The organism is Streptomyces sp. NPDC016640 (genome assembly GCF_043076215.1).
In the GTDB taxonomy this organism is placed as follows: Bacteria; Actinomycetota; Actinomycetes; order Streptomycetales; family Streptomycetaceae; genus Streptomyces.
On sequence record NZ_JBIBRG010000002.1, the window covers coordinates 1 to 18,653 of the forward strand.

General features: G+C 74.3%; 13 protein-coding genes and 1 pseudogene. 2 read left to right on the forward strand and 12 right to left on the reverse strand.

From position 1 onward, the window contains the following. Positions 1-185, reverse strand: a pseudogene (locus ACF07S_RS03655) (ABC transporter permease); the annotation flags it as partial. 184 nt (positions 186-369) lie between these two features. Between ACF07S_RS03655 and ACF07S_RS03660 the strand changes: the two are divergent. Further along, positions 370-993, forward strand: a complete 624-nt coding sequence (locus ACF07S_RS03660; protein WP_391962465.1) for a TetR/AcrR family transcriptional regulator — start codon at positions 370-372, stop codon at positions 991-993. Between the two features lie 16 nt (positions 994-1,009). Here ACF07S_RS03660 and galE read toward each other — a convergent pair whose 3' ends face one another. From galE to ACF07S_RS03675, 3 genes are all read right to left on the reverse strand, one after another. Continuing rightward, on the reverse strand, positions 1,010-1,990 hold the full coding sequence (galE, locus tag ACF07S_RS03665; protein ID WP_391973336.1) for a UDP-glucose 4-epimerase GalE: 981 nt from the start codon (positions 1,988-1,990) through the stop codon (positions 1,010-1,012). A 41-nt stretch (positions 1,991-2,031) separates the two neighbouring features. Next, positions 2,032-3,633, reverse strand: a complete 1,602-nt coding sequence (locus ACF07S_RS03670; protein WP_391962463.1) for a glycosyltransferase family 2 protein — start codon at positions 3,631-3,633, stop codon at positions 2,032-2,034. A gap of 86 nt (positions 3,634-3,719) precedes the next feature. Next, positions 3,720-4,229, reverse strand: a complete 510-nt coding sequence (locus ACF07S_RS03675) for a MarR family winged helix-turn-helix transcriptional regulator (RefSeq protein WP_391973337.1) — start codon at positions 4,227-4,229, stop codon at positions 3,720-3,722. Between the two features lie 128 nt (positions 4,230-4,357). On the opposite strand from ACF07S_RS03675, the gene ACF07S_RS03680 reads away from it, so the two are divergent. Then, the gene (locus ACF07S_RS03680; protein ID WP_391962461.1) at positions 4,358-4,771 is read left to right on the forward strand and encodes an organic hydroperoxide resistance protein; all 414 of its coding nucleotides are present in this window, start codon (positions 4,358-4,360) and stop codon (positions 4,769-4,771) included. Here the strand turns inward: ACF07S_RS03680 and ACF07S_RS03685 are convergent. From ACF07S_RS03685 to ACF07S_RS03720, 8 genes are all read right to left on the reverse strand, one after another. Then, positions 4,720-6,372: a hypothetical protein gene (locus ACF07S_RS03685; RefSeq protein WP_391973338.1), complete on the reverse strand. Its 1,653-nt coding sequence runs from the start codon at positions 6,370-6,372 to the stop codon at positions 4,720-4,722. The two genes, ACF07S_RS03680 and ACF07S_RS03685, sit on opposite strands and share 52 nt — an antisense overlap. 73 nt (positions 6,373-6,445) lie before the next feature. Continuing rightward, a complete protein-coding gene (locus ACF07S_RS03690) occupies positions 6,446-7,714 on the reverse strand; it encodes a hypothetical protein (protein ID WP_391973339.1) in 1,269 nt (422 codons plus the stop codon). Then, positions 7,711-9,930 (reverse strand): CDP-glycerol glycerophosphotransferase family protein, encoded by a 2,220-nt coding sequence (locus ACF07S_RS03695; RefSeq protein ID WP_391962458.1) that lies wholly within the window; start codon positions 9,928-9,930, stop codon positions 7,711-7,713. The genes ACF07S_RS03690 and ACF07S_RS03695 overlap by 4 nt, the downstream gene beginning before the upstream one ends. Before the next feature lie 7 nt (positions 9,931-9,937). Beyond that, positions 9,938-12,142 (reverse strand): CDP-glycerol glycerophosphotransferase family protein, encoded by a 2,205-nt coding sequence (locus tag ACF07S_RS03700; protein ID WP_391973340.1) that lies wholly within the window; start codon positions 12,140-12,142, stop codon positions 9,938-9,940. 93 nt (positions 12,143-12,235) lie between these two features. Beyond that, positions 12,236-14,518, reverse strand: a complete 2,283-nt coding sequence (locus ACF07S_RS03705) for a CDP-glycerol glycerophosphotransferase family protein (RefSeq protein ID WP_391973341.1) — start codon at positions 14,516-14,518, stop codon at positions 12,236-12,238. 144 nt (positions 14,519-14,662) lie between these two features. After that, a complete protein-coding gene (locus ACF07S_RS03710) occupies positions 14,663-15,580 on the reverse strand; it encodes a carbohydrate ABC transporter permease (RefSeq protein WP_391962455.1) in 918 nt (305 codons plus the stop codon). After that, on the reverse strand, positions 15,577-16,926 hold the full coding sequence (locus ACF07S_RS03715) for a carbohydrate ABC transporter permease (protein ID WP_391973342.1): 1,350 nt from the start codon (positions 16,924-16,926) through the stop codon (positions 15,577-15,579). Before ACF07S_RS03715 ends, ACF07S_RS03710 begins: the two co-directional genes overlap by 4 nt. A 7-nt stretch (positions 16,927-16,933) precedes the next feature. Then, a complete protein-coding gene (locus ACF07S_RS03720; RefSeq protein ID WP_391973343.1) occupies positions 16,934-18,355 on the reverse strand; it encodes an ABC transporter substrate-binding protein in 1,422 nt (473 codons plus the stop codon). Positions 18,356-18,653 lie beyond the last annotated feature (298 nt).

Here is an 18,653-nt window from a genome sequence, read left to right on the forward strand (position 1 = left end):
GCGGTCAGCTTCGCCCGCGCGAAGGCGACGATGAAGTGCCGCCGCCCCCACAGCTGACGGACGTACTCGACGAGGGACGGGCGGGCGCCGCTGACCGTGAGGCCGTGGCGGGCGGCGAGGGCCGCGAGATCGTCCTCGCCGGGTGCGGGGGGTGCGGGGGGCGGTGTGTGGAGGACCTGACTCACATCCGCTGCTTTCGCTAGGGGGAGGGGGTGGCAACGGTTCTCCGCGCCGGAACGGGGGTTCCCCGCGCCGGAACGGTGTTTCACTACGTCGGAACGGGACCGTATCGTCGCAACGGGAGCGTAGGCGGAACGTACGTCGGAACGCAACCGTTTCGTCGTGACGACGGCGGCCTATGCTGTCCGCATGACGAACGCCGACGAGCCCCAGCCGCGTCCGCGCCGCCGGGCCCCCGCCGGGGCCGCCGTACTGCGGGAGGACGTGACGGAGGCCATCCGGGCGGCCGTCTTCGAGGAACTCGTCGCCGTCGGCTACGCGCGGATGTCGATCGAGGGGATCGCCCGCCGCGCGGGCGTCGGCAAGACCGCGGTGTACCGCCGCTGGCGCTCCAAACTGCACCTGGTCCTCGACCTGGTGTCCGTGATCGCCGTCCAGAACCTGCCCGCGCCGGACACCGGCTCGCTGGAGGGCGACCTGCGGCTGCTGTACGAGGTCACCTCCCGCGCCCTGCGCCATCCCGTCGCCTCGCAGATCCTCCCCGATCTGCAGGCCGAGGCCGCCCGTAACCCCGACATCGCCGAGGCGCTGCAGAAGGCCCTGCGCGAGGGCCAGGACGGGGTCGCCAAGGGCATCGTGACGGCGGCGGAGAACCGCGGTGAGATGCGCCCCGGCACCGACCACGCCCTGGCCCTGGACCTGATCTCGGGCCCCCTGTACTGGCGCTCGGTGGTCATCCGCCGCCCCAGGCTCCCCAAGGACTACCTGGCCGCCCTGGCCCGGGCGACGGCCCAGGCCCTGAAAGCGCTCTGAGGGCCGTCCGCGCAGGTCAGCCGCGTGCCGCCGCCGGGTGGAGGCGGAGCCAGCCCTGCCAGGCGGAGGTGATCATGTCGTCGATGCCGTGGCGGGCCTTCCAGCCGAGTTCGGCGGCTGCGCGGTCGGCGGAGGCCACGACCCGCGCCGGGTCGCCGGGACGGCGGGGGGTGGTCACGGGCGGGCGGGCGTGTCCGGTCAGGGCGTTGACGCGGTCGATCATCTCGCGGACCGAGACGCCCTCCCCGCGGCCGATGTTGAGGGTCAGGTGCCGGCCGGGCGAGGAGCGCAGCGCGCGGGCCGCCGCCACATGGGCCTCGGCCAGGTCGACGACGTGGATGTAGTCCCGGACGCAGGTGCCGTCGGGGGTCGGGTAGTCGTCGCCGAACACGCGCGGGGGCAGGTCCGCGGTCAGCTTCTCGAAGATCATGGGGACCAGGTTGGAGACGCCCGTGTCGGCGAGGTCCGGGCGGGCGGCGCCGGCCACGTTGAAGTAGCGCAGGCAGGCCGTGGACAGCCCGCCCGCCCGGCCCGCCGCGTGCACCAGCCACTCGCCGGCCAGCTTGGTCTCGCCGTAGGGCGACATGGGCGCGCAGGGGGTCTCCTCCGTCACGAGGTCCACGTCCGGCATGCCGTACACCGCCGCCGAGGACGAGAAGACGAAGGAGCGCACCCCGGCCGCCGTCACCGCGTCGAGCAGGACGCGCAGGCCCTCGACGTTCTCCCGGTAGTAGTGCAGGGGCCGTTCGACCGACTCGCCCACCTGCTTCTTCGCCGCCAGGTGGACCACTCCGGTGACCTGGTGGCCGGCGAGGGCGCGCGCCACCCGCTCCTCGTCCAGGGTCGAGCCCACCACCAGCGGCACCCCGTCCGGCACCCGGCCGGCGAGCCCGGTGGACAGGTCGTCGTACACCACCGTCCGTTCGCCCGCCTCGGTCATCGCCCGTACGACGTGCGCGCCGATGTAGCCGGCGCCGCCGGTGATCAACCAGGTCATGGAAGGCCGTCCCCTCGTCGTTGCCCCGCGTGTCCGCGCTCTCAGTGAAGCAGGCGCCACAGCCTTCCGCGCAGCACCGGGACGACACCGCGTACGCCGGTCGCCACGCGCAGGGCGAGCGAACCCGAGTGCGTGGCGTACGGCCGCACCAGCACCACGCCGTGCCGGGGGCTGGGCACCGCGCGGCGGCGCAGCAGGCCCGGACCGGTCGGCGCGTGGGCCGTGACCCGGCGGCTCGACCCGTCCCGGAAACGCACCCGCAGCCGCAGGTCCCAGGCGCCGGTGCCGAGCGTGGCCAGCCGGTCCGGCCGGACCGTCGTCTCCGCGGCCCAGGTGTCCGGGCCGGACGCCCGCAGCGGCACCGTGCGGCGCAGGGCCACGCCGTCCCGCTCCCGGTGCCGCCACTCCACCTCCACCGTCTCCGGTCCCGCCTGCGCCACCCGGCCGTACAGCTCGTGCAGGCGCAGCCGCAGCCGCAGACCGCGCGCGTGCGGGCGCGGCTCCGCGTCCACGGCGAGCGGCAGGAAGGGCACCGGACGGGTCAGCAGCGGCTCCAGGGTGATCCCGGGCAGGCCGGCCGACCAGCACGGCGTGCCGTCCCGCGCGCGGGCGTACGGCGGGCACAGCCGCGCCGGCCGGGCCGCCAGCTCCCGCAGGCGGGGCAGGTCGCACGGCTCGGGGGAGGCCAGCACGACCCGCCCGATCAGCCGGCCCGGCGCGAGCGGGTCGCGGGCCCAGTCGGCGGCGTCGTAGTCCGCGAGGAACGCCCGGGTGTGCGCCCACCAGCGGCGCCGGTAGTCCTCGTCGCGCAGCGGCAGCTCACGCGCGTACATGCGCAGCTCGTGGTCGAGGAACTTGGCCCGTGCCCTGCGCGCCAGCCGCTTCTGGCCGGCGCCCAGCAGGATGTCGTGGGCGGTGCGGCACGCGTGTGTGCGGGCGTGCCAGTTGTCGATGCCCGCGCGGTCCAGCGAGATCGACAGCCGCCGCGCGGACCGGCGCACGTGCCAGACGTACACCCGGTCCGGCACCAGGGCGACGCGCGGGGCGGCGGCCCACACGCGCGCGGTGAACACGAAGTCCTCGTAGGGGAACCGGCCGTCGGGGAAGCGGATGCCGTGCTCGCGCAGGAGGGCCGTGGCGTAGAGCTTGTTGACGCACAGGGTGTCGTGGACCAGGCGCGGGCGGTGCGCCGGGCGGTCGAGCACGGCGGGCGCGGCGTACAGACCCGGTTCCCAGGGCACCTCGCGCCCCGACGGCAGCTCGCGGCGCACACACAGGCCGGCGGCGACCTGCGCGTCCGCCCCGGTCGCGGCCGCGAGCAGGGCGTCCACCGCGCCGGGCGGCAGTACGTCGTCGCTGTCCAGGAACATCACGTACGGCGCGGTCACCGCGTCGAGCCCGGTGTTGCGCGGGGTACCGCAGCCGCCGCTGTTGACCGGGTGCCGGATCACCCGCACCCGCGGTTCGCCGGCGGCCAGCCGGTCCAGCAGGCCGGCGCTGCCGTCCGTCGAGCAGTCGTCGACGGCGACGACCTCGCGTACGGCGGGTCCCTGCCCGAGTGCCGAGCGCACCGCGTCGGTCACGTGGGCGGCGTCGTCGTGGCCGATGACGACGACGGCCACGGGGGAGTGGTGGGAGTGCATGGACGTCCTCGGGGCGCGGCACGGGCTGTCTTTACCCTTTGCCCGCATACAGGCGTTTTGTACACGTGATGCGCCCCGGGGTGTCGTCACGTCCCTTCCGCTGCCGCCGCCTTGTCCAGTGCCGTCGTCAGTTCCTGGAGCCGGGTGCTCAGGCCGCGGATCTCGCCGATCTCGAAGCCGGTCGCGGCCATGATCCGGCGCGGCACCTCCAGGGCCCGCCGCCGCAGCGCGACGCCCTCCTCGGTGGGCTGCACCTCCACCGACCGCTCGTCGCGCGCGCTGCGCTCCCGGCGCACCAGGCCGGCCGCCTCCAGCCGCTTGAGCAGCGGCGACAGTGTGCCGGAGTCCAGTCGCAGGTGTTCGCCGAGCTTCTTCACGGGCAGGGTGCCGTGCTCCCACAGCACCAGCATGACCAGGTACTGCGGGTAGGTGAGCCCGAGATCCCTGAGGACCACCCGGTAGACGCCGTTGAAGGCGCGGGAGGCGGCGTTCAGGGTGAAACAGATCTGCTGGTCGAGGCGGAGCCAGTCGTCCGCGGCGCCCGGCGGCGGGGCTGTCGCGGGGCTCGCCGGCGGTGGGGTGGGAGTCGCTGTCATGTCTCCAGGGTAGCTCTGGTGAACCATTAAGTTGTGGACAATTGAATTGTGTGCTCTAATCGTACTCGCACGGTGCCGGGGCCACCACGGGCCCGGCCAGGCCATGAATCGAGAGGGAAGGTCTTCCCATGGACGCGCTCTACACCGCTGTCGCCACCGCCACCCACGGCCGCGAGGGCCGCGCCGTCACCTCCGACGGCAAGCTGGACGTCGGCCTGAGCGCCCCGGCGGAGCTGGGCGGCGACGGCAAGGGCACCAACCCGGAGCAGCTCTTCGCCGCCGGTTACGCGGCCTGCTTCGGCAGCGCCCTCGGGCTGGTCGGCCGGGCGGCGAAGGTCGACGTCAGCGATGCCGCGGTGACCGCGGAGGTGGGCATCGGCAAGCAGGGCGAGGGCTTCGCACTCGCCGTGACGCTGCGCGTCGAGCTGCCCGACGGCGTGGACGAGGCGACCGGCCGCAAGCTGGTCGAGCAGGCCCACCAGGTCTGCCCCTACTCCAACGCCACCCGCGGTAACATCCCGGTCGACCTCGTCATCGAGTAGTCACGCGGGCCCACCCCCCCGATCCGCGCCAGCACCTCCCCCGTCCGCCGGCTCCACGCCACCACCACCGCCTCCTCGGGCACCTGCTGCCAGGGCGTCAGCAGCAGCCAGCGCGCGCGGTACCGGCGGACGATCGCGGACCGCTCGGCGCGGGTCGAACCCGGGTCGAGGTACGCGCGTACGTCGGCCCGCCGCCGCAGCCGCTCCCGTTCGTCCAGCGAGGCGTCCGGCCAGGCCGGCGCGGCGAGGTTCGGCCCGTACCCGGCGAGCGCGTGGACGGCGTGGTAGCCGTCGGTGATCACGACCTCGCCCGGGCCGATGTGCCGCGCGGCCCACGCGTACGTCGGCCAGTCGGGCGGCTGTTCGAAGCCGACCGGGTCCAGCGCCGGCGGCACCACCGCCCCGGCGTGCACGGTCAGAAACCCGGCGCAGGCGCCCGCCGCCGCGGCCCGGCCCAGCAGTCGCCGCCACACCGGCCACGGCCGGGGCGCCGCCAGTTCCACGGCCAGCGCGCACTGCAACGGCACCAGAGTGAGCCCGAGGATCCTGCCGTAGGTGTAGTGGCCGCTGATCCAGCCGTACGCCACCACCAGGCAGTCCAGCGTGAACATCAGCACGAGCGGATCGCGCCACGAGGTGCGCCGCGCCCGCAGCCACAGCGCCGGCAGCCCGAGCGACGCCAGCCCGAACTGTCCGGCGAGGTCCAGGTACAGCCGCCGGTGCATCGCGTCCACGCTGGCGTCCCCGGCCAGCGCGAACACGTCGAAGTACGGCCAGCACGCGGCCACCGTCAGCGCCACCGCCCCCGTCAGCGCCCACCGCCCGGCGACCGCCGGCCCCCAGCGCCGCTGCCACCCGGCGGCCAGGGCCACCGCCCCCAGCGCCGCCGCGACCGCGGTGATCGGGTGCACGAGCAGGACCAGCCCGTACAGCGCGCCCAGCGCCGCGTACCCGGCCGGCCGGCGCGGCCCGCCCGGCCCCGTGTCCCGCCGGGCCGCCCCCGTGTTCCGCCGGGCCGCCCCCGCGTCCCGGTCCCGTGCCCGCGCCCCCGTCAGTGCCCAGGCCCAGAAGGTGAGCCCGATCGCGCACGTCGAGGGGTAGGCCAGATTGCCCGTCAGCGACATCAGGTTGGTGTAGCCGCTCCACCAGGCCCGCTCCACGCCCCACAGCAACGCCGTCGCGGCGAGCGCCAGCACCGGCGCCCAGGGGCGCGGGGACAGCACGCGGACGAAGCGGCCGAGCCCGGTCAGCAGCACCAGCAGGTTCAGCGGCCCGCCGAGCCTCAGCACCTCCCAGCCGCCCAGCCCGGTCAGCCGGGCGACCGCGCCCTGCGCCACGGCGAACGGCGAGTAGTACGGGCTGCCCGCGCCCGGCAGGTCCGCCATCGGGTGCCGGGGCCGCAGCAGATCGTCCTCGAGGCGTTCGACGACCGCCGCGTGCTGTCCGGCGTCGCAGCACAGCGGCACCCTCCAGTACGCCAGGCACATCACGAGCCAGAACAGGAAGCCGAACAGCTGGTACGGGGTGGGACGCCAGGCCCCGCCGCCGCGCAGCGCGCCGGCACCGTCCACGGCCCGCCGGACGAGGACGCCGGCGCTCATCGGGCGGTGCGGAAGGGAAGCGTCTGAGGCATTTGCCGTATGTTCCCGGTGCCGTCTGTGCCATGGCCTCGCGTCACCTCATCGAGTGACTCACCGCGGCCCCCCGCGCCGGCACCGCCGTCCGCCGCACCACCGGTTCCAGCAGCAGCGGCACCCCCAGCACCGGCAGCAGCCAGGCCGACGTGATCAGCCGGTCGCCCCAGATGTTGATGTCCGGGTGCCCGGCCTGGTTGAGGATCCCCGTGAAGGCGGCGGCGACCAGGAACGCGCCGAACCCCGGCCGCCGCCGCGCCCCCAGCGCACCGGCGGCCAGGAACGCCGGGAACAGCGGCTCCCACAGCTGCCGCCGCAGCCACTCCGTCCAGAAGTTCCCCTGGAGCTGGAGGAACTCCTGCCACGGACGCTCCCGGTCGGGGCGGGCGAAGTGATCGGTGAGCAGGTCCTGCACGCTCTCCGACGCCGACGGGTAGTGCAGCAGCCGGGCCAGCAGCACCGTGCCGAGCGCGCCCGCGCACCCCGCCCCGGCGAGCGCCGCCACCCCGCGCACCCGCGGCAGGCCCCGCCACCGGCGCCGCAGGGCGACCACGGCGCCCGCGCCCGCCAGGCACACCCCGAGGAACAGCGCCTGCGCGTGCTTGACGGTGAACAGCGCGAGCAGTGCGGCGGCCACGACCGCCACGCCCTCCCGGGCGGGCCGTCCCCGAAGCACCAGCGCGCAGCCCCACAGGGCGGCCAGGGTGAGGGCCAGCAGCAGCCCTTCGGTCATCGGGCGCATCGCGGTCGTCCCGCACGGCAGGACGCAGAACAGCGCCTGCCCGGTGAGCGCGAGCGGCACGGACACCGACAGCGCGCGCAGCACCAGGAAGACGAGCACCCCGCCCGCGCAGGTGACCGCCACGCCCGCCGCCCACACGCCCCAGGTCACCCCGAGCACGCTCACGAACGGCACCAGGAACACCGGATAGCCGGGCCGCACCTCGAAGATCCGCATGAACCGCTCCGGCATGAACGGCACCGTGTGCCCGCCCCCTTGCCCGGCCGCCAGCCGCGCCTCCACCTGCCGCCACTCCCGCTCCCGGCACTCCCGCGCGACGGCCGGGGCGGGGTCCGGGGCGTGGAAGCGCACCACGTGCACGTTCTGCTCGCGGTGCGCGATCGCCGCCCGGCCCGCGCAGACGTAGTCGATCGTGGCGGCCGCCGCCTCCCGCTTGTCCGCGCCGCTCAGACTCAGGGCGTACGACAGGTAGTTCTTGCTGTCGGGGGTGTCCCGGCCGGTGACGTTGGCGAGTTGCAGCACCGCGAAGAGCACGGCCAGGAGCAGGACCCGGGTGCGCGGCCTCACGAGGGGATCAGCGCGTCACGGCTCACGGCCTGGGACGGCACCCCGGCCGGTCCGGCCGCCGGCTCGCGGTTCCCCTCGCCCAGCATCAGCGCGCGCACCACCCGCTCGGCGGCGCGGCCGTCGTCGAACTCGCAGTACCGCTCCCGGAAGGCGGACCGCAGCCGCGCCGCCTCCGCGTCCCGCCACGTCCCGGAGTCGAACAGCCACGCCAGTTCGAGGGGGGAGCGCGACACGTGACCGGGCGCCTCGGCCGTGATGTCGACGTAGGTGCCCCGGCTCGCCCGGTAGGCGTCCCAGTCGTCGGCGTGGATCACGATCGGCCGGTCCAGGAGGGCGTAGTCGAACATCAGGGACGAGTAGTCGGTGACCAGGGCGTCGGAGGCGAGCAGCAGGTCCTGCACGTCCGGCTCGTCGGTGGCGTCGACCAGCACGCCCCGCCGGTGCAGCTCCGACAGGCCGAGCCCGCGCGCGGGTCCGGTGGCCAGGGAGGGGTGCAGACGGACGACGAGGGTGCGGCCGGGGCCCAGGTCGGCGGCGAACCGGGCCAGGTCGATCCGCTCCACCAGCCCGTCCCTGCGGTAGTCGCGGCGGGTCGGCGCGTACAGCACCACCGTGTCGCCGTCCGGGATGCCGAGCCGCGCGCGGACCGCGCGGCCGCTGTCCGGGCCGGCGCCGACCAGGACGTCGTTGCGGGGGCTGCCGGTGCGCAGGGAGGTGAAGTGGCAGGGGAAGGCCCGCTCCCACACCAGCTCGGAGTGCCGGCTGGCGACCAGGCTGTAGTCCCAGCGGTCGGCCCTGCGCAGCATCCGCGGTACGTCGAGGCCGTGCCGGGCGCCGGGCCTGTCCAGCAGATCGGCGCCCGTGTACTTCAGCGGGGTGCCCCGGTGGGTGTGGATGTGCACGCTGCCGGGGCGTTTGACCAGTGCCCCGGGCCAGTTGACGTTGTTGACGAAGTACGTGGCCCGCTCGGTCACCCTGCGGTAGCCGGGCGAGTCCAGGAGCACGTACTCGGTGTCCGGCGGCAGCCCGGCGGCCCGGTCCTCACCGGCCAGCACCCATACGCCCCGGATGTGCGGGGCGAGCGCGCGGGCCGCGCGGTGGATCGCCGCGGGGTCGCCGAGCACGCCCCGGTGCGAGAACGCCGAGTACACGGCGAGGCCGGGATCCAGCGGCCGGCGCAGGTTCAGCGCGGACCGGCTCCGGGCCGCCCGCGCGGCCGTCGCGGTCCGTGCCTGCCGGGCCCGCCGGCCCAGCTCCCGGCCCGCCCGCCCGGCCCCCCGGCGCAGGACGTACCCGGCGTAGCCGCCCTCCAGCACCCGCAGTCCGGCCGGGACCGGGACGCCCTCGGGCCGGTGCGCCCGGAACATCTCGGCCGTGCGGCGGAAGAACTCGCCCCGGTCGGACGGGGGCAGACGGTCCGGCTTGGCGAGGACGTCGAGACAGTGCTCGCCCATCTTGGCGTGCAGGAAGGGACGCCAGTGCGCCAGCGCCGGGCGGGCGTCGACGAACCGGAACACCCGCGCGTACTGCTCGTGGATGTCGAAGTGCTTGCGGCTGGTGGTGGACAGGATGCTGCCCCGGCGGCGCTGCCGGTAGTACAGGCAGATCCGGTCCAGGGTGGCGATGCGCTCCGCGGCGAGCAGCACCGGGAAGGTCCAGGGCGTGTCCTCGTAGTAGCCCGGCGGGAAGGTGAAGCCCTCCCGCTCGACGAAGTCGCGGCGGTAGACCTTGTTCCACACCACCATCAGCAGGTCGAGGATCCCGGGCCGCTCGGCGGCCGTGAAGGCGGCGTCGGTCTCCGCCAGCAGCGGGGCCAGCGCGTTGCGGCGGGTGCCGCCCCACCAGTGGGTGCGGGCGTAGTCGAAGACCAGCACGTCCGGGTCGCCGGCCTCGTCGAGGCGGTCGGCGATCGCGCGCAGCGCGCCCGGGGTGAGGGTGTCGTCGCTGTCGAGGAAGAACAGGTAGTCGCCCCTCGCGTGCGGCATCCCGGCGTTGCGGGCCCGGCCCAGGCCCACGTTCTCCGGCAGGTGCAGCACCCGGAGGCGCTCGTCGCGGGCCGCGTACGCGTCGAGGATCGCCCCGCAGCCGTCGGGCGAGCGGTCGTCGACGGCGATCACCTCGATGTCGCGGTAGGACTGCCCGAGCACCGAGTCGAGGCAGGCGTGCAGGTAGGCCTGCACCTTGTGGACGGGGACGATGATGCTGAAGCGGGGCACTGCTTCGTCAGCTCCTCACCAGGGTGGCGGCGGCCGCGGGGGCGGGGACGCGCTCCGCGAGCGGGATCACGGGCGGCAGCGCCTCGGGGGGCTCGCCGAGCAGCACCCGGCGTACGACCCGTTCGGCGGCCCGGCCGTCGTCGAAGGCGCAGAACCGCTCCCGGAACCGGGCCCGCAGCGCGGCCGACCCGGCGTCCGCGTACGAGCCGTCGCGGAACACCCGGGCCAGTTCCCCGGGGGTGCGGGCCACCGGCCCCGGCGGCTGCGCCATCAGGTCGAAGCAGACGCCCCGGATCTCCCGGTAGACGTCCCAGTCGTCGGCGTACACGACGATCGGGCGGTCCAGGTTGGCGTAGTCGAACATGATCGACGAGTAGTCGGTGATCAGCGCGTCGGCGGCCAGGCACACGTCCTCCGAGGAGTGGTGCGCGGTGACGTCGATGACCCGGCCGCCCGCGCGCGGACCGCCCCGGTCGTAGAAGTAGTGGGCGCGCAGCAGGACCACGACGTCCTCGCCGGCCGCCGCGCAGAACGCCTCCAGGTCGAGGCCGGGCTCGAAACCGGTGTGGTGGTCGCGGTGGGTGGGGGCGTACAGCACGGCGGTCGCGCCCTCCGGTACGCCCAGCTCCGCGCGGATCCGCAGCACGTCGCCGGCACCGGCCGTGCAGTAGACGTCGTTGCGCGGATACCCGTACTCCAGCTGCTCGTAGGAACCGGGGAAGGCGCGCTCCCACACCCGGGTGGAGTGGGGATTGGAGGACAGGTTGTAGTCCCAGCGGTCGACCCGGCCCAGCAGCTTGGCGAAGCTGCCGGTCGCCGCGGCGACCACCGGGTACGTCGACTGGTCGACGCCCATGGTCTTCAGCGGGGTGCCGTGCTGCGTCTGGAGGTGGACGCTGCCGGGGCGTTTGACCACGCCCTCCGCGAAGTTGGCGTTGTTGACGAGGTACTTCGCGCGGGCCAGGACCTCCCAGTACCGGCGGCTGCCGATGACCGCGTGGTCGACGCCGTCCGGCACCGTGTGCGCCCGGTCGGCCTCCACCAGGAACACCGAGCGGATGTGCGGGGCGAGTTCGCGGGCCTTGGCGTGGATCGCGGCCGGGTTGCAGGCGTAGCCGCGGCCCCAGTACGCGCAGTACACGGCGAGGTGCGGATCCAGCGGGCGGCACAGGTGCGTCCGGTACAGCAGGCGGGTGCGCAGACCCCGGGGCCGCGGCACTGCCGCCACCGCCCGGGTCACCGCGCGGCGGGCGCCGCGCAGGGCGGCGAAGGCCGGGTAGGAGCCGGCCGCCAGCAGCCGGTGCTGCACACCGAGGCTGCCGCCCGGGGCGCGGTAACCGGCGGGGCGGTGACGGCGGTAGAGGACGCCCGCCCGGCGGAAGAACGCGCGGCGGCCCGACGGCAGCCGCCGGGGATGGGCGGCCGTCCTCAGGACGGCGGCGAAGAGCTGCTCGAACAGCGGCCCCGACCGTTCGGCGGACAGGCCCAGTTCGGCGGCCCGGACGAGCACCAGCTCGACCTGGTCCAGCAGTTCGGCGTGATGCTCCCCGGGCAGGTTCAGCCGGCTGCCCTGCCGGCGCGCCCGGTGCCGTACGACGACCGAGCGCAGCACCGCCACGCGCTCCGCGGCCGCCATCGCCGGTCCGCCCCAGCCGACGTCCGTGAAGTGGCCGGCGGGGAAGGCCAGGTGCCGCTCGGCGACGAAGGCGCGGCGCCAGGCCGCGCTCCACGCCGGGAGCAGTACGCCGGTGAGGTGCGGGGCGCGGTCGGGGGCGAAGGCGCCGTCCGGGGTCCGCGCCAGCAGGGCGGCGGCCGGGTTGGCGGGCTCGCCCTCCCACCAGGGGGCGCGCTCGTGCTCGAAGTGCAGCACGTCCACCGGGCCGGTCTCCGTCAGACGGGCGTCCAGGGCCGCCAGGGCGCCCGGCACCAGGACGTCGTCGCCGTCGAGGAACAGCAGGTACGTCCCCGTCGCCGCCCGCATCCCCGCGTTGCGTGCCCCGGCCAGCCCGTCCGACGGCGGCGCGTGCACCGGCGTCACCCGGGAGTCCCGTTCGGCGTGCCGGGCGGCGACGTCGGCCGCCGGGACCCCGGGCGCGTCGCAGACCGGGATCAGCTCGAATTCACCGAAGGACTGGGCGAGGACCGAGTCCAGCGCCCGGCCCAGCCGGCCGGCGACCCCGTGGGACGGGACGATGATGCTGAAGCGGGGCATTCTGCTCTTTCCGTGGAGGTGTCGTGGCGCCGGGCGGGGCGCCGGCCGGGTCGAGGCGGGAGGACAGGGGGACTCCCGAAGGGGAAACGGCGGTCAGACGGGGTCGGTGACGGTCGGATCGGTGACGGCCGGGAGGGGGCGGCCGGGCTGCTGCGCGGGCACCGTCGCGAGCGTCGACGGGGTGATCCCGGCGGCCGACGGCACCGGCCGGCGGTCGGCCGGCGGGATCGCCGGGGCAGGGGAGGTCTCCCCGAGCACGACGCGGCGGACGACCCGCTCGGCGGCACGCCCGTCGTCGTACGGGCAGAAGCGGGCCCGGAAGTCCGCCCGCAGCCGGGCGGAGCGGGCGTCGCACCAGTGACCGGTGGCGAAGAGGTCGATCAGTTCGTCCTCGCTGCCCGCGACCGCGCCCGGCGGGAAGACCCGCGGGTCGAAGTAGAGGCCGCGGGCCGCCTCGTAGGCCTCGAAGTCGTCGGCGTGCAGGACGACCGGCCGGTCCAGGGCCGCGTAGTCGAACATCAGCGGCGAGTAGTCGGTGACCAGGGCGTCCGAGGCCAGGCACAGCGACACGGCGTCCGGGTGGCCGGTGACGTCCACGACCCGGTCGGAGGCGGCCTCCGGCGGCCCGTCGTGCGGGGGGTGGGCGCGTGCCAGCACGACGAACCGGGGGCCGAGCCGGCGCGCCACGCGCTCCAGGTCGAGCGGGCGCCGCTGGGTGCGCCGGTAGTCGCGGTGGGCCGGGGCGTAGAGGATCGCCACCGACCCCTCGGGGACGCCCAGCGACTCCCGCAGCCGGGCCACGTCCGCCCCGGTCGCCGTGTGGAACCGGTCGGTGCGCGGCCGGCCGTACTCCAGGGTGGTGTAGCGGCCGGGGAACACCCGCTCCCAGGTCAGGGTGGAGTGACGGTTGCCGGAGACGACGTAGTCCCACCGGTCGACGCCCCCGAGGAGCCGCGCGAAATCGGTGTCCCGGGCGGCCGCCGGGCGCTCCAGCAGGTCCAGCCCGGTGTGCCCGAGGGGGGTGCCGCGCAGCGTCTGGACGACGGTCTGGCCCGTTCGCTTGACCAGCCCGGGAACGTCCTCGGCGTCGGTCACCAGGTACGCGGACCGGGCGAGCGCGGTCCAGTGGGCGGCCGTGCCCGGGGTGAGCCGGCGGATGCCCGGCGGGACGGTGTGCTGGTGCTCGGGCCGGGCCACCCAGGCGGTGCGGATGTGCGGGGCGAGGGCGCGCGTCGCCGCCTCCAGGGCGCCCGGGTCGCCGCCGTACCCGCGGTCCGCGTGCGCCGCGAAGACGGCGCGGTCGGTGCGCAGCGGAAGCAGCCGCTGGAGGCGGTAGTGCGCCCGCAGGGCGGCGTGGCGCAGGACCCGGGGCAGCCTCCCGGCGTGCCGGACAGTCCTGCGGCGCAGGCCCGCCGCCAGCCTCAGGGCCCGGTAGGTGCGGTGCAGGCCGAAGCGGACCAGCGTGTGGTGGACCCGGGCGCGCGCGGGGAGGGACGCGCCGGGCGTCCGGTGGCGCCGGTAGTGGGCGCGGGCCCGGCGCAGGAAGGCGGCGCGCGTACCGCGCGGCAGCCGGTCCCGCCGCGCGTACACCGTCACCAGGTGGTCGACCATGCGGCGGAACAGCACCGGACGCCAGTGCTCCAGTCCGGGCCGCCCGTCGAGGAACGCGAAGACCCGGTCGTACTGGTCGAAGATCTCGAAGTGGCGCTCACTGGTGGTGCGCAGGATGCCGCCGGCCCGGCGCTGCCGGTAGTGCACGCACACCCGGTCCAGGGTGGCGATCGTCTCCGCCGTCATCAGGACCGGGTACGTCCACGGGGTGTCCTCGTAGTAGCCGGGCGGGAAGGCGAAGCCCGCCCGCTCCACGAACTCCCGCCGGTACGCCTTGTTCCAGGCCACCATCAGCAGGTTCAGCAGCCCCGGCCGGTCCTCCAGGCGGAACGGCGCGGGACCGTCCTCGGTGAGTTCGGCGGCGGCCCGGTTGCGCACGGCCTCGCCCGACCAGTAGGTGCGCGCGTAGTCGTGGACCAGGACGTCCGGGTCGCCCGTCTCCTTCAGCCGGTCGGCGATCGCGAGCAGCGCGTCGGGGGTGAGGGTGTCGTCGCCGTCCAGGAAGACCAGGTAGTCGCCCCCCGCCCGCTCCATCCCGGCGTTGCGGGCCGGTCCGAGGCCGGTGTTCACCGGCAGGTGCACGGCCCGCACGCGCGGGTCGCGGGCCGCGAACTCGTCGATCACCGCACCGCAGGCGTCCGGCGAGCCGTCGTCGACGGCGATCAGTTCGAGATCGGGGTACGACTGGGACAGCACCGATTCCAGGCACTCGTGGAGATACGCCTGGACCTGGTACGCGGGGACAATGACACTGAACCTGGGCAAGGGGCATCCAACGGTCGGTGCGGGCGTTCGGCCCGGCAACGGCCGCTGGGCCGACTTGGTTACGCCGCCTGCGGCATCCGGGGGAACCCGGTCGCACGAGGGGGCGGACCCGGCCCGCCCCCTCGAACCCGTGCCCCGCGGGGCTCACTTCACCGCGCCCGCCATCACACCGGAGACGAACTGCCGCTGGAACGCGAAGAACACGACCAGCGGGATCACCATCGAGATGAACGCGCCGGGCGCCAGTACGTCGATGTTGTTGCCGAACTGCCGTACCTGCGTCTGCAGGGCGACCGTGATCGGCTGGTTCCCGGAGTCGGTGAAGATCAGCGCGACCAGCATGTCGTTCCACACCCACAGGAACTGGAAGATGCCCAGAGCCGCGACCGCCGGCCCGGCGAGCGGCATCACCACCCGCACGAACAGCCGCAGCTCGCCGGCACCGTCCAGCCGGGCCGCCTCCAGCAGCTCCTTGGGGATCTCCGCGAAGAAGTTCCGCAGCAGGAACACCGCGAACGGCAGACCGAAACCGACGTGGAAGAGGACCACCCCGGTCAGCGAGCCGAAGACGCCCAGCCTGCCGAAGAGTTCGGCGATCGGGATCAGCGCCACCTGCACCGGCACCACCAGCAGCCCCACCACGGCCAGGAACCACCAGTCGCGGCCCGGGAACTCCATCCAGGCGAAGGCGTAACCGGCCAGCGAGCCGATCACCACCACCAGCACGGTCGCCGGGACGGTGATGTACACCGTGTTCAGCAGGGAGCCCGTGATGTCGTCGTTCCCCAGCAGTGTCCGGTAGGCGCCGAAGGTGAGCTGCGACGGCTCGGTGAACACCGTCCACCAGCCGTCGGCGGCCATGTCCCGCGGGGTGCGCAGGCTGGCCAGCAGCAGGCCGATCGTCGGGACCAGCCAGAACAGGCCGACGACGACCAGGAAGACGCGCACCAGGCCGCCGCTCACCCAGCCGCCGAGCCGCGCGCCGAGCGACTGCTCCGCCCTGGCGGTGACGGGGGGCGCCGTGCCGCCCTTCGTGCCGACGCCGTCGACGTCCGTGCTCATCGCCGCACCTCCCGCCTCAAGCGACGCACGTTGAACCACATCACCGGGATCACCAGCAGCAGCAGGAACACCGCGATCGCGCTGGCGATGCCCGGCTGGTCCTCGGAGAAGCCCTTTCGGTACAGCTCCAGCGCGAGGACGTTCGCGTCGTCCTGGGTCGAGCCCGGGGCGATGATGAAGACCAGGTCGAACACCTTCAGCACGTTGATCATCAGGGTGACGGTGACGACCGCGAGGACGGGGGCCAGCAGGGGCACCGTGACCCGTCTGAACACCTGCCACTCGTTGGCGCCGTCCACCCGGGCGGCCTCCAGCAGCTCCCGGGGCATGCCCGCGAGCCCGGCCGCGATCAGCACCATCGCGAACCCCGCCCACATCCAGATGTACGAGCCGATGATCGCGGGCGTGACCAGCGACGGGCCGAGCCAGTCCAGGCCGTTGTACGGCTCCTTGAAGTTGTCCGCCGGGAGCCGCAGGTGCGCGCCGTCGGCCTTCGCCGACAGGGAGAAGGTGCCGTCGTCACCCGCCGTGGCCGTCTCCACCACCGTGCCGTCCCTGACGGCCTCGATCTTCATCCCGGGATAGCCCAGCTCGGCGGCGTCGACGCCGTTCAGCGTGCCGACGCCCCTGCCGCGGGTGAAGTCCTGCCAGGTGGTGCCGGTGATCCGGTCGCCCTCCGGCCTCGGTGCCGCCGCCGGTTCCGCCTCGTCCGGCATCAGGCCGGGGGCGACACCGACCAGCGGCAGCACGACCGTGTCACCGGCGCTCACCGTCGCCCTGGTGACGAAGGCGCCCCCGCCGGCCGGCTCCAGCGGCGACTCGCGGCCCGGGTGGGCCTTCGGGAACGCCGAGGACCGGGCGAAGGTGTCGTGCACGCCCACCCACACCGCGTTCGCCACGCCCTTGTCCGGGTCCTGGTCGTACACCAGGCGGAAGATGATGCCGGCCGCCAGCATCGAGATCGCCATCGGCATGAAGACGACCAGCTTGAACGCCGTACCCCAGCGCACCCGTTCGGTCAGCACCGCGAAGACCAGACCGAGCGCGGTCGCGACCGTGGGCGCGAACACCACCCAGATGATGTTGTTCTTCAGGGCGGTGCGGATGCCGTCGTCGGTGAACAGGGCCCGGTAGTTGTCGAATCCGGCGAAGCCGTCACCGGACTGGTCGTAGAAGCTGCGGACGACGGAGTACCCGATCGGGTAGACCACGAGCGCACCGAGCAGGACGAGCGCGGGCAGCAGGAACAGCGCCGCCACCGTCCCGCGCGTGCCGGTGACGCCCTTGCGCGACTTGGGAGGGGCAGGGGCCGTGTGCGGGGCCCCCGCCGCGGTGTCCGACGCCATCGCCGGCTCAGTCCCCGTACGCCGCGGCCGCGTCGGCCTCCAGCCTCGCCTGAGTACCGGCGATGTCCTGCGGGTTCTTCAGGAAGTCCTGGAGCGCCTTCCACTCGCCCTTGCCGGGCGTGCCGCCGAAGGCCTGCGGGGCCTGGTCGGACATGTCGAAGCGGAAGTCGTCCCCGGCGTCGACGAGCGCCTTGGCCATCTTCCGCTGGACCTCGTTGGGATAGGCGGAGTTCGGCACGTTCCTGTTCGGCGAGAGGTAGCCGCCCAGCTTCGCCTGGACGCCCGCCGCGTCCGGGGAGGCGAGGAAGGTCGCCAGCGCCTGCGCCGCCTCGGAGTCCTCGAGGATCACCGCCGCGTCGCCGCCGGACACCACGGGCGGGGCGTCACCGACCGCCGGGAACGGGAACACCTTCGCGTCCGTGCCCACCTCCGCGTCGGTCTCGCCGATGTTGACCTGCACGAAGTCGCCCTCGTAGACCATGCCGGCCTTGGGCTGGTCGCCGCCGGTGAAGGTCTGCGTCACGGACGCCGGGAACTCGGTCTGCAGCGCGCCGGACGCGCCGCCCGCGACGTAGTCCTTCGTGCCCCAGATCTCGGCCAGCGTGGTCAGCGCCTCCTTGACCGACGGATCCGTCCACTTGATCTCGTGCCGGGCCAGCTGGTCGTACTTCTCCGCACCCGCCTGGGACAGATAGACGTTCTCGAACCAGTCGGTCAGCGTCCAGCCGTCGGCGCCGCCGATCGAGAACGGGGTGACACCGGAGTCGTAGACCGTCCGCGCGGCGGTGAGCAGCTCGTCCCACGTCGTGGGCTCGGTCACGCCGGCGTTCTCGAAGACCTTGGTGTTGTACCAGATCAGCGACTTGTTGGCGGCCTTGTAGTAGACGCCGTACGGCTTGCCGTCGACCGTGCCGATGTCCTGCCAGCCCTGCGAGTAGTTCTCGGCGAGCTCCGCCCGCGCCTCGGCGCCCAGCGGCTTCGCCCACTTCCTGTTCACGGCCTGCTCGATGGCGCCCGGCTGCGGCAGCAGCGCCACGTCCGGCGGGGCGCCGCCCGCGATCTTCGAGCCGAGGAAGTTGATGATCGGGTCCTGGGCGGGGACGAAGGTCACCTCGGCGCCGGTGCGCTTCTCGAACTCCGCGAGGACCTTCTTGAAGTTGGCCTGTTCGGCGCCGGTCCACACGGCGGCGACCTCCAGGCTCGCGCCGTCCAGCCGGGGAAGGGTGACGGTGGTGCCGGTGCCGCCGGTCCCGCCGCCCTTGTCCTCGTCGCCGCCGCTGTCGTCGTCGCCCCCGCACGCGGTGAGCGAGACCGCGAGCACCCCCGCGGCGAGCGCCGCGGCGGCCCGTACGGCCGTGCGGGAGCGGGGAACCGTCATGTGGTGGTCGGGCGACCTGCGTGTCCGGATGGTCCTGATCGTCCTGCGCATCACTGCCCCGTTCTTCGTACCTCGTCGAACGTCGAGCACTGTCCCGTGCGCTCTGGTCTACGCCCGGGGGGTGGGGGTGGCAAGACCGCGTCCCGCGTCAACTCCGGTATTGTGACCGCGTCGTGACCATGCGTCACCGGCCGGGGTGATCGTGTCCACGGCGTGGCCGGCGCGGGCGGGGCCGGGCGGCGGCCGTCCCGCACCCCCGCTCCCCGTCCGGGGTGCGCGCGGTCCGCCGGGCTGCCCGGGGGCGTGCCCTCCTCATCCGCTCCGGGCACGTCCGGCCCGCCCTGGGAGC

Coding starts and splice junctions, on each gene's coding strand:
- ACF07S_RS03660 (WP_391962465.1), top strand. CDS start 370: ATGACGAACGCCGACGAGCCCCAGCCGCGTCCGCGCCGCCGGGCCCCC.
- ACF07S_RS03720 (WP_391973343.1), bottom strand. CDS start 18,355: ATGCGCAGGACGATCAGGACCATCCGGACACGCAGGTCGCCCGACCAC.
- ACF07S_RS03675 (WP_391973337.1), bottom strand. CDS start 4,229: ATGACAGCGACTCCCACCCCACCGCCGGCGAGCCCCGCGACAGCCCCG.
- ACF07S_RS03670 (WP_391962463.1), bottom strand. CDS start 3,633: ATGCACTCCCACCACTCCCCCGTGGCCGTCGTCGTCATCGGCCACGAC.
- galE (WP_391973336.1), bottom strand. CDS start 1,990: ATGACCTGGTTGATCACCGGCGGCGCCGGCTACATCGGCGCGCACGTC.
- ACF07S_RS03685 (WP_391973338.1), bottom strand. CDS start 6,372: ATGAGCGCCGGCGTCCTCGTCCGGCGGGCCGTGGACGGTGCCGGCGCG.
- ACF07S_RS03715 (WP_391973342.1), bottom strand. CDS start 16,926: ATGGCGTCGGACACCGCGGCGGGGGCCCCGCACACGGCCCCTGCCCCT.
- ACF07S_RS03710 (WP_391962455.1), bottom strand. CDS start 15,580: ATGAGCACGGACGTCGACGGCGTCGGCACGAAGGGCGGCACGGCGCCC.
- ACF07S_RS03700 (WP_391973340.1), bottom strand. CDS start 12,142: ATGCCCCGCTTCAGCATCATCGTCCCGTCCCACGGGGTCGCCGGCCGG.
- ACF07S_RS03680 (WP_391962461.1), top strand. CDS start 4,358: ATGGACGCGCTCTACACCGCTGTCGCCACCGCCACCCACGGCCGCGAG.